General features: G+C 66.9%; 12 protein-coding genes. 3 read left to right on the top strand and 9 right to left on the bottom strand.

Features of this window, described 5'->3' with window-relative positions; translation table 11 throughout:
* Positions 1-41 precede the first annotated feature (41 nt).
* The 8 genes from PJW05_RS05060 to PJW05_RS05025 form a co-directional block, all read right to left on the bottom strand.
* Positions 42-182 carry a DUF2474 domain-containing protein gene (locus tag PJW05_RS05060; RefSeq protein ID WP_271410648.1) on the bottom strand — a complete coding sequence of 47 codons (141 nt, stop codon included), beginning with the start codon at positions 180-182 and terminating at the stop codon, positions 42-44.
* Between the two features lie 10 nt (positions 183-192).
* A complete protein-coding gene (cydB, locus tag PJW05_RS05055; RefSeq protein ID WP_271410647.1) occupies positions 193-1,200 on the bottom strand; it encodes a cytochrome d ubiquinol oxidase subunit II in 1,008 nt (335 codons plus the stop codon).
* Positions 1,201-1,202: 2 nt separating this feature from the next.
* Positions 1,203-2,645, bottom strand: a complete 1,443-nt coding sequence (locus PJW05_RS05050; RefSeq protein ID WP_271410646.1) for a cytochrome ubiquinol oxidase subunit I — start codon at positions 2,643-2,645, stop codon at positions 1,203-1,205.
* Between the two features lie 352 nt (positions 2,646-2,997).
* Positions 2,998-3,567 carry a nucleotidyltransferase family protein gene (locus PJW05_RS05045; RefSeq protein WP_271410645.1) on the bottom strand — a complete coding sequence of 190 codons (570 nt, stop codon included), beginning with the start codon at positions 3,565-3,567 and terminating at the stop codon, positions 2,998-3,000.
* A gap of 151 nt (positions 3,568-3,718) precedes the next feature.
* Positions 3,719-4,690 carry an XdhC family protein gene (locus PJW05_RS05040; protein ID WP_271410644.1) on the bottom strand — a complete coding sequence of 324 codons (972 nt, stop codon included), beginning with the start codon at positions 4,688-4,690 and terminating at the stop codon, positions 3,719-3,721.
* A 17-nt stretch (positions 4,691-4,707) separates the two neighbouring features.
* Positions 4,708-5,928, bottom strand: a complete 1,221-nt coding sequence (locus PJW05_RS05035) for a cytochrome c (protein ID WP_271410643.1) — start codon at positions 5,926-5,928, stop codon at positions 4,708-4,710.
* A 2-nt stretch (positions 5,929-5,930) separates the two neighbouring features.
* Positions 5,931-6,470: a (2Fe-2S)-binding protein gene (locus tag PJW05_RS05030; protein WP_271410642.1), complete on the bottom strand. Its 540-nt coding sequence runs from the start codon at positions 6,468-6,470 to the stop codon at positions 5,931-5,933.
* Positions 6,463-9,291 (bottom strand): xanthine dehydrogenase family protein molybdopterin-binding subunit, encoded by a 2,829-nt coding sequence (locus tag PJW05_RS05025; protein ID WP_271410641.1) that lies wholly within the window; start codon positions 9,289-9,291, stop codon positions 6,463-6,465. Before PJW05_RS05025 ends, PJW05_RS05030 begins: the two co-directional genes overlap by 8 nt.
* Positions 9,292-9,625: 334 nt before the next feature.
* Here PJW05_RS05025 and PJW05_RS05020 point away from each other — a divergent pair, with 334 nt between their 5' ends.
* Positions 9,626-10,834: an MFS transporter gene (locus PJW05_RS05020; protein ID WP_271410640.1), complete on the top strand. Its 1,209-nt coding sequence runs from the start codon at positions 9,626-9,628 to the stop codon at positions 10,832-10,834.
* Between the two features lie 147 nt (positions 10,835-10,981).
* Here PJW05_RS05020 and PJW05_RS05015 read toward each other — a convergent pair whose 3' ends face one another.
* Positions 10,982-11,548, bottom strand: coding sequence for a DJ-1 family glyoxalase III (locus PJW05_RS05015; RefSeq protein ID WP_271410639.1), 567 nt, complete (start codon positions 11,546-11,548; stop codon positions 10,982-10,984).
* A gap of 193 nt (positions 11,549-11,741) precedes the next feature.
* Here PJW05_RS05015 and PJW05_RS05010 point away from each other — a divergent pair, with 193 nt between their 5' ends.
* Positions 11,742-13,034 carry an NCS2 family permease gene (locus PJW05_RS05010; protein WP_271410638.1) on the top strand — a complete coding sequence of 431 codons (1,293 nt, stop codon included), beginning with the start codon at positions 11,742-11,744 and terminating at the stop codon, positions 13,032-13,034.
* On the top strand, positions 13,034-14,131 hold the full coding sequence (gene trmA, locus PJW05_RS05005) for a tRNA (uridine(54)-C5)-methyltransferase TrmA (protein WP_271410637.1): 1,098 nt from the start codon (positions 13,034-13,036) through the stop codon (positions 14,129-14,131). Before PJW05_RS05010 ends, trmA begins: the two co-directional genes overlap by 1 nt.
* Positions 14,132-14,163: the final 32 nt, after the last annotated feature.

The raw sequence follows: 14,163 nt of genomic DNA, 5'->3' as shown, positions 1-14,163 counted from the left end.
TCTCCCCCGGCCCCTCTCCCGAAGGGAGTGGGGAGAAAAGCTCAGTGCGTACTCAACCCCGCCGCCGACATCACCATGCGCAGCAGGTAGGCCACCGCCCCCAGGGCCAGCACGCTGAGGGCCCAGATGCCCACCAGCCAGCCCAGGCGCTGCCACAGGGGTTTCTTCTCGGATTCGCCCATCGCCCGGCTCCTAGTGGTAACCGTCTTCCTGGGTCACCTTGCCGCGGAACACGTAGTAGCTCCAGGCGGTGTACATCAGGATGAAGGGGATGATGAACAGCGCGCCCACCAGCATGAAGCCCTGGCTCTGCGGCGGCGCCGCCGCGTCCCAGATGGAGATGGACGGCGGGATCACGTTCGGCCAGAGGCTGATCCCGAGGCCGCTGTAGCCGAGGAAAATCAACACCAGGGTCAACACGAAGGGCGCATGGTGGGCGTTGTTGGCCACCGCGCGCAGCAGCGCCCAGGTGCACACCAGCACCAGGATCGGCACCGGCATGAACCAGAACAGGTTGGGCAGGCTGAACCAGCGCGCGGCGATGTCGGCATGGGCCAGCGGGGTCCAGATGCTGACGATGCCGGTGATGCCCAGCAGCACCAGCACCAGCGGCCGCGCCAGGTCGTGCATCTGCTGTTGCAGGCGGCCCTCGGTCTTCATGATCAGCCAGGTGCAGCCCAGCAGCGCATAGGCGGCGATCAGGCCCAGGCCGCAGAACAGCGGGAAGGGCGCCAGCCAGTCCAGGGAGCCGCCGGCGTAGGCGCGGTCCACCACCGGAATCCCCTCGATGAAAGCGCCCAGGGCCACGCCCTGGAAGAAGGTCGCGGCGATGGAGCCACCGATGAAGGCCTTGTCCCACAGGTGACGCTTGGCCGGCTTGGCCTTGAAGCGGAACTCGAAGGCCACGCCACGGAAGATCAGGCCCAGCAGCATCAGGATCAGCGGCAGGTAGAGCGCCGAGAGCACCACCGAGTAGGCCAGCGGGAAGGCGCCGAACAGGCCCGCGCCGCCGAGGATCAGCCAGGTCTCGTTGCCGTCCCACACCGGCGCCACGGTGTTCATCATCACGTCGCGCTCGCCGTCATCCTTGACGAAGGGGAAGAGGATGCCGATTCCGAGGTCGAAACCGTCCATCACCACGTACATCATCACGCCGAAGATGATGATGATCGCCCAGATCAGTGAAAGGTCGACGCCCATGTTCAGCTCCTCGGCTCGGTTACAGCGTTGTCGTCATCGTCCAGGCCCTCGTCGGTGGCCGCCGAGAGCGGGCGGGCGGGCGTGCGGTGCTGGCCGGGGCCGCCGATACCCTGCTCCTTGCCTTCGTCCGTGCGCGGGCCCTGGCGCACCAGGCGCATCATGTAGCCCAGGCCGGCGCCGAAGAGCAGGAAGTACACCACCACGAAACTCACCAGGGTCAGGCTCATCTGCGTCACGCTGTGGTTGGACACGGCCTCGCTGGTGCGCATCAGCCCGTAGACCACCCAGGGCTGGCGGCCCATCTCGGTGGTGAACCAGCCGGCGAGGATGGCGATCAGCCCGGAGGGCCCCATCCACAGGCAGAGGTAGAGGAACGGCCGCGCACGGAACAGGCCGCCGCGCCAGCGCAGCCACAGGCTCCAGACACCGGCCAGGATCATCAGCAGCCCCAGGGCGACCATGATGCGGAACGACCAGAACACCACGGTGGAGTTGGGCCGGTCTTCCTTGGGGAAGTCCTTCAGCGCCGGCACCTGCTTGTCCAGGCTGTGGGTCAGGATGAGGCTGCCGAGGTAGGGCACTTCCACCTTGAAGCGGGTTTCCTCGCGTTCCATGTCCGGCCAGCCGAAGAGGATCAGCGGGGTCGCCTCGCCGCTGCTGTTGTCCCAGTGGCCTTCCATCGCGGCAATCTTCACCGGCTGGTGCTTGAGGGTGTTGAGGCCGTGCAGGTCGCCGATGAACGCCTGTACCGGCGCCACGATCAGCGCCATCCACATGGCCATGGAGAGCATCTTGCGGATCGCCGGATTGTCGCGCCCGCGCAGCAGGTGCCAGGCCGCCGACGCGCCGACGAAAAAGGCGGTGGCGAGGAAGGCGGCGGTGGCCATGTGCAGCAGGCGGTAGGGGAAGGACGGGTTGAAGATCACCGCCAGCCAGTCCACCGGCACCACGCGGCCATCGATGAGCTCGTGGCCCTGGGGTGTCTGCATCCAGCTGTTGGAGGCGAGAATCCAGAAGGTGGAGATCAGGGTGCCGATGGCCACCATCACCGTGGAGAAGAAGTGCAGTCCCGGCCCCACGCGGTTCCAGCCGAACAGCATGACGCCGAGGAAGCCGGCCTCCAGGAAGAAGGCGGTGAGCACTTCGTAAGTCAGCAAAGGCCCGGTGACCGCGCCGGCGAAGTCGGAGAAGGCGCTCCAGTTGGTACCGAACTGGTAGGCCATGACCAGGCCGGAAACCACACCCATGCCGAAGTTCACGGCGAAAATCTTCGACCAGAAGTGATAGAGGTCGCGGTAGACCTCCTGCCGCGTCCTCAGCCACAGGCCTTCCAGCACGGCGAGATAGCTCGCCAGGCCGATGGTGATGGCCGGGAAGATGATGTGGAAGGACACGGTGAAGGCGAACTGCATTCGGGCGAGATCGAGAGCCTCCAATCCGAACATGGCGAATCCTCTAATCAGGTTGATACGGGCACGGGTCCAGCGTAGCTCCATCGGACCTGGAGCCGGGCGGGACGGATTGTTCTTGTGGGAAGTGCTGCGGCTGGATGCAGGCCAGGTCGGCCTTCACGAATCCGCGCCTTGTGTTTTGACGCGGATCAAGCAATGCCTAGAGAGTAGCCGTTCAGGGCATTTTGGAATCTGTGGTCGGTTGCCGCGCGACAGGTTGCCGCGCGGCCGTGCGCCGCAGACGTCCTGAGCATAGAGATGGCGTGGGAGCGATTTCAATCGCGATACAGGTCGAAGACCTGCCTGCTTCCTTTCGCGAATGAATTCGCTCCCACAGGACAACGACCTACGGCGCCAGGACCTCGGGGCTGTCCACGTCGCGCAGAACACCCGGATCATCGACGCCGACCGCCACCCAGGCCGAGGCGTGAGCGCGCAACACCCTCCGGGCGCCTTCGTCTCCGGTGAGCCGTTGCAGCTCCGGCCAGAAGTCGCGCCCGAACAGCACCGGATGGCCGCGTTCGTCGTGATGGACCGGGAACACGATACGTCCGGCCGCGGACTTGGCGACCAGCGCGTGCAAGCTGGATTCGGCAATCCAGGGCATGTCGCCCAGCAGCACGGCAATGGCCTCGGCCGGGCTGTCCGCCAGGGCACGGACACCGGCCGCCAGGCTATGGCCCATGCCCTGCCCCGCGTCGGCGCAACGGATGATGCTGCAGCCGTCAGGCAGGCCCAGCGATTGCGGGTCGTCCTCCGGGCGCAGGATCAGGTGCACCTCGTCGAACACCCGCTGCGCCCGCTCCAGGCTCGCCGCCAGCAGGGTGCGGCCATCGGCCAGGGTGGCGCGGCGCTTGTCGCTGCCGAAGCGAGAGCCGAAGCCGGCGGCGAGGATCAGAGCGGGGACGTTGGGCATCAATCAACTCCAGTGGTGGAGGGAAACCAACCCTGTAGGTGCGAATTCATTCGCGAAGCAGGCTGCAGGCCTGCCAATCCCACCGGGCTGGGGCTGCTGCGCAGCCCTTTCGCGAATGAATTCGCTCCCACGATTAACCAGGCGATCGGCGCTAGAGGCGCTCCCGAGCGATGCCATTGCGCACCCGCAGGATGTCCGCCAGTACCGCCAGGGCGATTTCGGAAGGTGTCTTGCTGCCGAGATTGAGGCCGATGGGGGCGATGATCCGGGCGAGCTCCGCCTCGTCCAGGCCGCCCACCCGGCGCAGGCGTTCCATGCGTTTGGCGCTGGTGGCCATGGAGCCCATCACACCGATGTAGAAGGCCTCGGTGCGCACCGCCTCGATCATCGCCAGGTCGTCGATCTTCGGGTCGTGGGTCAGGGCGACCACGGCGGTATCGGCGTGGCAGCCGCCGAGGCGGATGTACTCCGAGGGCAGCTCGCGGCGGATTTCCACTCCCGGCAGCTCGACGCCTTGCAGCGCCTCGTCGCGGGGGTCGCAGAGCACCACCTCGAAGCCGAGGCTCTGGCCGAACTCGGCGCACACCTGGGCGACGCTGGAATAGCCCGCCAGCAGCAGGCGCTGGGCGGCGCCGACGCGCAGCCGCAGCAGGTCGCCTTCACGTTCCACCCGTGGGCCGTGTTCGTGGTCCGGCAGCAAGCGGCGCGCGCCATCGGGCAGGGAGACTTCGCGGATCAGCCGGCGCTGCCCGGCCAGGGCGCTTTCCAGTTCGCGCAGGTGGGCCTGCACGTCGCAATCTGCAGGCAAGTTCTCCACCAGCACGTCGAGGATGCCGCCGCAGGGCAGGCGGATCGACGAGTGGGTATCGCTGCCGTCGCCATAGCGCACCTGCTGCACCGGCTCGGGGAAGGCGCCTGCCGCCAGGCGTTCGAGAAAGTCGTCCTCCACGCACCCGCCGGACAGCGAGCCGATCCAGTGGCCGTCGGTCGTGGCCGCCAGCAGCGAGCCCGGCGCGCGGGGCGCCGAGCCATAGGTGGCAAGCACGGTACACAGCCACACGGGTTGGCCGGTCGTGGACCATTCCAGGGCCTTGCGCACCACCAGCAAGTCAAGGTGTTGCATGGAGGAAATACCCTCGATCAGTGGGACGGGGCCTCGCTGCGCAGTTCCGCCACCCGCTCCGGGCTCACCTCAGCCTCGAGGCCACCCCAGGTCTGGCGCAGGTAGTTGAGCAGGTCGCGCATCTGGCCGTCGTCGAGTTTATCCCTGAAGCCGGGCATCGGCTGCATCCGTTCGAAGCCGGTGAACTGCTGTTCGCGGATGCCGTCGTCGATCACCCGCAGCAGGTTACGCGAATCCGCCAGGCGCAGGGTTGTGTTGCCATTCATGGCAACGGCCACATGGGGCACGCCCTCGCCTTCCACGCCGTGGCAACCGGCGCAGACATTGAGGTAGTCCTGGCGCCCACGGGCGGCGCTCTCGCCCAGCTCGCCCGCGGGCACGGCGGCGATGCTGCGCGGCGCAGGCGGCTGCTCGCCGAGCAGGTAGGTGGCCATGGCGCGATGGTCGTCCTGGGGCAGGTACTGGGTGCTGTGGTGCAAGACCGGGTACATCTCGTTGAACACCGTGCCCTGCGCGCTGACGCCGTGCTTGAGGAAGGTGGCCAGGTCGTCGGTGGTCCAGCCGCGCTCGGCGAGATCCCTGGCCAGCAGGCTGGGGGCCTCGTAGCCGAGGATCACCCCGCCGCTCATGCGCAGGTCCTGCTGCAGGGCGCCCAGGGCGTTGCGCGGGGTGTGGCATTCGCCGCAGTGGCCGAGCACTTCCACCAGGTACTGGCCGCGCTGCCATTCCTCGCCCTTGCCCTCGGCCGGTTCCAGTTGCACGCGGTTCTTGTAGAGCAGGTTCCAGAAGGTCATGCCGAAGCGCAGGTTGAAGGGGAAGGCCAGGTCGGTCTTCGGGCTCGGCTTGGCAATGGGGTCCAGGCTCATCAGGTAGGCGTAGAGGGCGTCGGAGTCTTCACGCTTGAGCAGGTGGTAGGAGGTGTAGGGCATGGCCGGATAGAGCTTGCCGCCGTCCTTGCGCTCGCCCTGGGTCACCGCCAGGTAGAAGTCCTCGGCGCTGTAGTGGCCGATGCCATATTCCTTGTCCGGCGTGATGTTGGTGCCGTAGATGGTGCCAAAGGGCGACACCAGCGGCAGGCCGCCGGCGTACTCGGCGCCGCCTTCGATGCTGTGGCAGGCCACGCAGTCGGCGGCGCGGGCCAGGTACTTGCCGCGCTCGATCAGCGCCTTGTCCGCCGGCTGTTCAGCCGCCTGGGCGGCCAGGGGCAGCAGCAGTGCCGCGAGGAATAACGCACGCATCCTCAACCCTCCTTGACCAGGCCGAGGTCTTCCACCACCTCGCGCGCGGCGTTGTAGTAGCGGACGTAGCCGGTGCAGCGGCAGATGTGGTTGCCCAGGGCGTTCTCGATCTCCCCTTCCAGTTCGCTGCGCTTGACCGGCTGGCGCTGGAGCCTTTCCACCAGCACGGTGGCGGCGTTGACGTAGCCGGGGGTGCAGTAGCTGCACTGGAAGGCGAACTGGTCGATGAACTTCTGCTGGATCGGGTTCAACTCGGTGACCGCGCCCTTGGCGTCGCGCTTGGCGTGGGCCTCGACGGTGCGCACCTGCTTGCCGTCGAAGAAATGCGCGCCGGTGATGCAGGTGCGGATTTCCTCGCTGGTGCCGTCCGGCTTGTCGAGGATCGCCACGCAGGCGTGGCAGATGCCCTGGCCGCAGCCCAGGCGCGAGCCGGTGAGGTTCAGGTACTCGTGGAGGAAGTCGATCATCATCAGGTCGTCGTCCACGGTGAAGGGACCGACGGCCTGGCCGTTGAGGGTCATGCTGAGGGCGCGCTTAGCCATGGAGGGCCTCCTTGATGCGGGCCGGGGTCAGGGGGAGGTCGCGCAGGCGCTTGCCGGTGGCGTGGGCCACGGCATTCACGATGGCGCCGACCACGGGGATCATCACCACTTCGGCGATGCCCTTGGCCGGGTCGCTGGGCGACAGCGGCGGGAGGATTTCGGCGCTCTGCTTCCACACCGCGCAGTCCTTGGCGCGGGGCAGGACGTAACGGTTGAAGTTCCAGGTGCCTTCGCCGGGGCCGCCTTCGTACAGCGGCATTTCTTCCGTCAGTGCGTGGCCGATACCCATGGCGATGCCGCCTTCCAACTGGCCGAGCACCAGCTCGGGCACGATCACCCGGCCGCACTCCAGCCAGGAGTGGTGGTTGATCACCCGCGCCTCGCCACTGCCCTTGTTCACCTTCACTTCGACCAGGGTCGCCACCGGGCTGTAGTAGGTGACCATGGCGTTGTTCAGCTGGGTCGGCGGGTACTTGATGGCGCTGCGGTCCAGCAGGTGGAAGCCATGGCTGGTCATCCGCGCCTTCTTCTCGGCGCTGGCGCCGTCGCCGTACTTCACCGCCACGGCGTCCAGCGGAAAGGTATCGCGCTTGCCGTCGACCTCGAACTCACCTTCGGCCCAGGCCCAGCGGTTGAAGCCGTGGACGCTGACGCCGGTGACCAGGCCCAGCTCGTGGGCCTTGTGTGCCAGCAGCTCGAAGGGAATCGGCGGCAGGCCGTTGGCGGTGAGTTTGCCGTCCACCCAATGGGCGTCCTCGCGACGCACCACGTAGGGGTTGGCCAGGCCGCCGTATTCGCCGCGACCCCAGATGGAGAGCGCCGCCGGCCACAGGCCGTGGTTGAAGAGGATGCGCGCGGCCTCGCGGGTGCCGTGGCCGGTGTAGTAGGAAGAGTTGGTGGCCGAGGACGGCGAGGCCAGCTTGCCGACCCAGCGCGGGTTCTTCAGCGCGGCGTCTTGCTCGTCCTGGCTGATCAGGTAGGGGTTGCCGCTGGTGGTCAGGCCCAACTCGGCCCACTCGGTGACGCCGGTGCGGATATCGTCCGCCGGGTGCCCCAGGTAATCGGCCACCAGCAGGGCCTGGGAGGTGGCCATGCCGGTGCCCATGTCGATGGCGATCTGGCGCAGCATCACGCGGCCTTCGGCGGTGAACTCCAGGCTCGCCATGGGCGCCTCGGAACCCGTGCCGAAGTCCTTCTGGCAAATGGCGAAGCCGACGCCATACCAGTTGTCCGGGTCCTTGGCTTCTTCCTCGCGCTTGCGCGCGTCGCGGTTTTTCCAGAGGTCGTGCCGGGCGGCCTTCTCGAGGATTTCGTCCAGGCGCAGCGCACCCGCGGGGATGGCGCCCTGGGTGTTCTTCATGCCGGACTTGAAGACGTTCTTTTTGCGCAGCTCGATGGCATCCACGCCCAGGCGCTGGGCCACTTCATCCACCATCATCTCAGTGGCGGCCATGGTCTGCAGGGTGCCGTAACCGCGCATGGAGCCGGCCTCGACGCCACGGGAGTGGTAGGCGGTGGCGGCCAGGTCGCTCTGCGGCAGGTAATAGATGGACTGCGCGGCGGTGGCACCCACGGCGGCGACCGAGGGGCTGTAGTTGATGCGGCCGCCGCCGTCGACGTCCATGTGGGCACGGAAGATCTGGAACGACAGGTCGTCCTTGTTCACCGCCAACTGGTAATGCATGTCGAAGGGGTGGCGCTTGATGCCGCTCTGGAACTGCTCGTAGCGGTCATTGGCCAGGCGCACCGGCACGCCGTCGCCGTACATCGCGGCCAGGGCGGCGTAGAAGACGAAAATGTTGTTGTCCTTCGAGCCGTAGCCGACGGTGTAGCCGGGGTGCATGTTCAGGCTGTGCACCTTGAAGCGCGAAGGCGCCAGCATGTGCGCGGTCTGCTCGGCCACTTCGAAGGGGCACTGGGTCGCCACCACGAAATGCAGGGTGCCGCTGGCCGCGTCGTACCAACCGTTGCCGTTGTCCGCTTCCAGGGCAGCCGGCTCGATGGATTGGGTCTTGTAACGCTCGTCGAAGACCAGCCAGCCTTCCGGCGGATTGGCCAGCTTCGACTGCATCTGCTCGGCGTGGTACAGACCCTGGGCGGTCAGGTCGCCGGTCGGGTTGCCGGCGCCCCAGGTGGGTTTGCGCTCGCGGATCAGCGGGAACAGCATGCTGTCCTTCAGGCTGGAGAAGGTGTCCGGTTCGAAGGGGGTGGCGCCGCCGACCCGCACGAAACGGAAACTGCCATAGGGATCACGCTGGAACAGCGGGGCCTTGGCGCCGTAGCGCACCACCTTCTCGTTGAACTTGAGGATGTTCTTCGCCCGGCGGAAGCGCTCGAAGTCCTTCCAGATCAGCAGCGCCACCGGATGGCCGATGAACATCGGCACCTGGCCTTCCGGCAGGAAAGGATCGGGGCTGTGGCCTTCGGGGAAAGCGATGCCGTCCCGCACCAGGTCTGCGGCCGTCACCACGCGATCAGGCTTGAGTTCGTCGCCCAGCATGGACAGGTCGAAGCCGGTGTAGAGCTGGTCGGCACGGGTGGCCTTGAGGAGCAGCGCATGACCCTGCTGCTGCGGCCAACCGGGCATGTCCTTGGCGCGGATATCGCGGGCGAACACCTTCTCGCCACAAACCTTGCTGACGCCGTCAATCCGCCCCTTGGCCTGGCCGCCACGGGTGTACCAGGGTTCCGGGGTGCGGGTGACCTGCTCTTCGAACAGCGCGGCGAACGCTTGGCTGCCCAACGGGGCGAGGGTGATGCCGATGCCGGCGACGACGCTGCCTTGCAAGAAGGCGCGGCGGGATAACTCAGGAGTGGACATGCCCGTTCCTCTCGGGCCCGGACGAGCCGGGCCGCGTTTCATGGTCGCGAAGGATTCCCGGCCCCACGCCAATGGGGGACCTCTACAAACGTAGCGGGGAGAAAACTAACTCGGAGGTCAGATTTTAATGAAAGCCAGCCGGCAGACAAGAAAAAACCAACCCTTCGGTCAGATTTTTCCGTAACCAGAACACGACGCTGCCTCCACCTTCGCATTCGTCTGGACCGGGAAAGGCCCGAAAACGGCTGCTGAAACGCTTTGTTCGGCAAATGCAACCGCATGTTTCAGGCGCGTGTTAGGCTGCACACCGATAGCAACCTAAGCAAATGTTGAAATGTCCCAGCCCACACTCCTGCGCCACCATCGCCCATTCCTGGCGTTCTGGTTCGCCCGCGTCTGCACCGCGAGCGGCTTCCAGATGATCACCGTCGCCATCGGCTGGCACATCTACGCGCTCACTGGCAGCGTCCTCGACCTCGGCCTCGTGGGTCTGGTGGAGTTTCTCCCCCGGGTGCTCTTCATGCTCCACACCGGGCATGTGGCCGACCGCTTCGACCGCCGCCGCGTCGCGGCCATCTGCCAGGTGCTGCAGGCGCTGGTGGCCGGCGTGCTGGTGTTCGCCAGCGCCACCGACAGCGCCAGCCGCGAGCTGATCTTCATCGTGGCCTTCGTCCTCGGCGCCGCCCGCGCCTTCGAGATGCCGGCCACCCAGGCCCTGCTGCCCAACGTGGTGCCCAAGGAACTCTTCCCCCGCGCGGTGGCGGCCTCGGCCTCCGCGATGCAGGCCGCCACCATCGTCGCGCCGGCCCTGGGCGGCCTGCTCTATGCCTTCGGCAGCCTGTGGGTCTATGGCCCGACCGCCGTCCTCTATATCGCCGCCTGCACCCTGATGCTCAGCCTGTCCAGCAGCCAGCAGCAGGCCAGCAAGGCGCCGGCCAGCCTGGAGAACCTGCTGGCGGGCATCCGCTTCATCCGCAGCCGCCCGGACATCCTCGGCGCCATTTCCCTGGACCTGTTCGCCGTGCTGCTGGGCGGCGCCACCGCCCTGCTGCCGGTGTTCGCCAAGGACATTCTGCTCACCGGTCCCTGGGGCCTCGGCCTGCTGCGCTCGGCGCCGGCGGTGGGGGCGCTGCTGATGAGCTTCTGGCTGGCGCGCTTCCCCATCGAGCGCAACGTCGGGCGGATCATGTTCACTTCGGTGGGCATCTTCGGTGTGGCCACCATTGCGTTCGGCCTGTCCACCTCCTTCTGGTTCTCCCTGGCGGTGCTGGCCGTGCTCGGCGCGGCGGACATGATCAGCATGGTGATCCGTGGCGCCTTCGTGCAGCTGCACACCCCGGACGAGATGCGCGGCCGCGTCAGCGCGGTGAACGGCCTGTTCATCGGCGCTTCCAACCAGTTGGGGGAATTCGAGTCCGGCGTCACCGCCGCCTGGTTCGGCACCGTCCCCGCCGTGGTGATGGGCGGCGTCGGCACGCTGATCGTGACCGGCTTGTGGATGAAGCTGTTCCCCACTCTGGCGAAGCGGGACAAGCTGCATTGAGCTTGCGGCCGGCTCTCTGTGGGGGCGAATTTATTCGCTGAGGGCAGCGCGGCTACCCCCTGAATACCTGCAGGGCAGGTCTGCGACCTGCTTAGCGATTTAAATCGCCCCCACAAAAAGAGCCCCCATGGCAAAGCCCCTCGCCTCTCAAGGCACCAGCATCGCCTTGGCGATTTCGTTGCGCTTGGCCTTGCCGCACAGCTGCTCCACCAGGGTCAGGGCGAAGGCCAGGGCGGTGCCGGGGCCCTGGCTGGTGATGCAGTTGCCGTCCACCACCACCGGCTGGTCGACGAAGGTGCAGCCGGACAGGCGGTCGCTGAAGCCCGGGTAGCAGGTCATGCGCCGCTGGCGCAGCACGCCGTAAGGCTGCAGGGCCATGGCCGGGGACGCGCAGATGGCGGCGAAGAAGCGGCCGGCCTTGGCCTGCTGGCGAACCATCTCGGCCAACGGTTCGTGCTCGCCCAGGCGTTGGGCGCCGGGCATGCCGCCGGGCAGCACGATCAGGTCGAAATCCTGCGCCAGCACATCGAGCAACATGGTGTCGGCGGTCAGGCGGGTGCCACGGGCCAGGGTGATCATGCGGCGGGTCTCGATGCTGGCCACCACCGTCTTCACCTCGGCACGCCGCAGCACGTCGATGAGGGTCACGGTTTCCAGGTCCTCCACGCCTTCGGCGACGGCGATCAGGGCCTTGAGATGGGGTTGGGTGTGCATGGCGTTCTCCTGTTCGTGGAGACCGAAGCTGTCGGTCCGGTCATAAATTCACCGCTCCCAGGTGAGCTGGTATGATGCGCGCCTTTTTCCAGACTGGCAGAGAAAAGTCCATGGCGCCCGCGCGCCGTGCATTTGTGCTTTGCTTTTCGCCAGCTGGATGACAACGACGCAATGCGTCACGGGGAGCCCATACATGCTGGAAAAGCTGTTCCAACTCAAGGCACACGACACCACTGTGCGCACCGAGGTCCTGGCGGGTCTGACGACCTTCCTGACGATGGCCTACATCCTCTTCGTCAACCCGGCCATCCTCGGTGAAACCGGCATGGACAAGGGGGCCATCTTCGTCGCCACCTGCCTGGCGGCCGCCATCGGCTCGGCGACCATGGCGCTGATCGCCAACTACCCCATCGCCCTGGCGCCCGGCATGGGCCTGAACGCCTTCTTCACCTACACCGTGGTGCTGCAGATGGGCCACACCTGGCAGGTGGCCCTGGGCGCGGTGTTCCTCTCGGCCTGCATGTTCTTCCTGTTGTCGATCTTCAAGATCCGCGAATGGATCATCAACAGCATCCCGCTGGCGCTGCGCTCGGCCATCGCCGCCGGCATCGGCCTGTTCCTCGGCCTGATCGCCCTGCAGAAGGCCGGCATCGTCGCCGCCCACCCGGTGACCATGCTGACCGTCGGCGACCTGACCAAGCCCGAGCCGATCCTCGCCGTGCTCGGCTTCTTCCTGATCGTCGCCCTGGAAGCGCGCAAGGTCACCGGCGCGGTGCTGATCGGCATCCTGGCCGTGACCATCGCCGGCATCGCGCTGGGCGTGTCGCAGTTCGGCGGCATCTTTTCCATGCCGCCATCCCTGGCGCCCACCTTCCTCCAGCTGGACATCAAGGGCGCCCTGGAAATCGGCCTGGTGAGCGTGATCTTCGCCTTCCTCTTCGTCGACCTGTTCGACAACTCCGGCACCCTCATTGCCGTGGCCAAGAAGGCCGGGTTGATGCGCGCCGACGGCTACATGCCGAAGATGGGCCGCGCGCTGATCGCCGACTCCACCGCCGCCATGGGCGGTTCCCTGCTGGGCACCTCCACCACCACCAGCTACATCGAATCGGCGGCGGGCGTCAGCGCCGGCGGTCGCACCGGCCTCACGGCGCTGACCGTGGCGGTATTGTTCCTGCTGGCCCTGTTCCTTTCGCCGCTGGCCGGCAGCGTGCCGGCCTTCGCCACCGCGCCGGCGCTGTTCTTCGTCGCCGTGCTGATGGCTTCGGGCCTGGCCGAGATCGACTGGCATGACCTGACCACCGCCGCGCCGGTGCTGCTCACCGCCCTGGCCATGCCCTTCACCTACTCCATCGCCGACGGCATCGCCTTCGGCTTCATCGCCTGGGCCGCGATCAAGACCCTGGCCGGCCGCTTCAACGAGCTCAGCCCGGCCCTGGTGATCCTGGCCGTGCTCTTCGTAATCAAGATGGGTTTCTTCCACTGATGAGCCGTCCCCAGTTCGACCCGGCGGCCTACGCCGCCCAACTCGCCGAGAAGACACAGCGCCTCAAGGCGCTGCTGGCGCCCTTCGACGCCCCGGAGCCGGAAGTCTTCGACTCGCCGCGCGAGCACTACCGCCTGCGCACGGAGTTCCGCCTGTGGCGCGAGAGCGGCAACGAGACCCGCCACTACGCGATGTTCGAGGCCGGCGACAAATTCACCCCGGTGCTGATCGAGGACTTTCCCATCGCCAGCCGCCGCATCAACGCACTGATGCCGCGCCTCAAGGCCGGCTGGGAGGCGAACCCGGTGCTGTCCTTCAAGCTGTTCCAGGTGGAGTTCCTCACCACCCTGGCCGGCGATGGGCTGATCACCCTCTGCTACCACCGCCCGCTGGACGACGCCTGGCGGGTCGAGGCGGAAAAGCTCGCCGCCGACCTGGGCGTGAGCCTGGTGGGCCGTTCCCGGGGCAAGCGCATCGTCATCGGCCGCGACTATGTGGAGGAGGAACTCAGCGTCGCCGGGCGCGCGTTCCGCTACCGCCAGCCGGAGGGCGCCTTCACCCAGCCCAACGGCGAGGTGTGCCAGAAGATGCTGGCCTGGGCCTTCGAGGCCCTGGGCGAACGCCAGGACGACCTGCTGGAACTCTACTGCGGCAACGGCAACTTCACCCTGCCGCTGGCCACCCGCGTGCGCCAGGTGCTGGCCACCGAGATCAGCAAGACCTCGGTGAACGCCGCCCTGGCCAACCTGGCCGACAACGCGGTGGATAACGTCACCCTGGTGCGGCTGTCCGCCGAAGAGCTGACCGAGGCGCTGAACGAAGTGCGTCCCTTCCGCCGCCTGGCCGGCATCGACCTGAAGGGTTACGACTTCGGCACGGTGTTCGTCGACCCGCCCCGCGCCGGCATGGACCCGGACACCTGCGAGCTGACCCGCCGCTTCGACCGCATCCTTTATATCTCCTGCAACCCGGAAACCCTGGCGGCGAACATCCAGCAACTCCACGACACCCACCGCATCGTGAAGTCCGCGCTGTTCGACCAGTTCCCCTACACCCACCACATGGAATCGGGTGTGCTGCTGGAGCGGCGTTCGTAAGCGTTCGCCCCCTCCCGGGTTCCGCGAATCGG

The sequence above is a fragment of the Pseudomonas sp. Q1-7 genome (genome assembly GCF_028010285.1).
Classification (GTDB): domain Bacteria; phylum Pseudomonadota; class Gammaproteobacteria; order Pseudomonadales; family Pseudomonadaceae; genus Metapseudomonas.
The sequence above is the reverse complement of the archived record's forward strand: the minus strand, read 5'-3'. Positions and strand labels throughout refer to the sequence as shown.

Bases quoted from the DNA above. Each gene is read 5' to 3' on its own strand.
- PJW05_RS05010 (WP_271410638.1), top strand. From the start codon at position 11,742: ATGCTGGAAAAGCTGTTCCAACTCAAGGCACACGACACCACTGTGCGC.
- PJW05_RS05025 (WP_271410641.1), bottom strand. From the start codon at position 9,291: ATGTCCACTCCTGAGTTATCCCGCCGCGCCTTCTTGCAAGGCAGCGTC.
- PJW05_RS05015 (WP_271410639.1), bottom strand. From the start codon at position 11,548: ATGCACACCCAACCCCATCTCAAGGCCCTGATCGCCGTCGCCGAAGGC.
- PJW05_RS05020 (WP_271410640.1), top strand. From the start codon at position 9,626: ATGTCCCAGCCCACACTCCTGCGCCACCATCGCCCATTCCTGGCGTTC.
- PJW05_RS05050 (WP_271410646.1), bottom strand. From the start codon at position 2,645: ATGTTCGGATTGGAGGCTCTCGATCTCGCCCGAATGCAGTTCGCCTTC.
- PJW05_RS05035 (WP_271410643.1), bottom strand. From the start codon at position 5,928: ATGCGTGCGTTATTCCTCGCGGCACTGCTGCTGCCCCTGGCCGCCCAG.
- PJW05_RS05030 (WP_271410642.1), bottom strand. From the start codon at position 6,470: ATGGCTAAGCGCGCCCTCAGCATGACCCTCAACGGCCAGGCCGTCGGT.
- PJW05_RS05040 (WP_271410644.1), bottom strand. From the start codon at position 4,690: ATGCAACACCTTGACTTGCTGGTGGTGCGCAAGGCCCTGGAATGGTCC.
- PJW05_RS05060 (WP_271410648.1), bottom strand. From the start codon at position 182: ATGGGCGAATCCGAGAAGAAACCCCTGTGGCAGCGCCTGGGCTGGCTG.
- cydB (WP_271410647.1), bottom strand. From the start codon at position 1,200: ATGGGCGTCGACCTTTCACTGATCTGGGCGATCATCATCATCTTCGGC.
- PJW05_RS05045 (WP_271410645.1), bottom strand. From the start codon at position 3,567: ATGCCCAACGTCCCCGCTCTGATCCTCGCCGCCGGCTTCGGCTCTCGC.
- trmA (WP_271410637.1), top strand. From the start codon at position 13,034: ATGAGCCGTCCCCAGTTCGACCCGGCGGCCTACGCCGCCCAACTCGCC.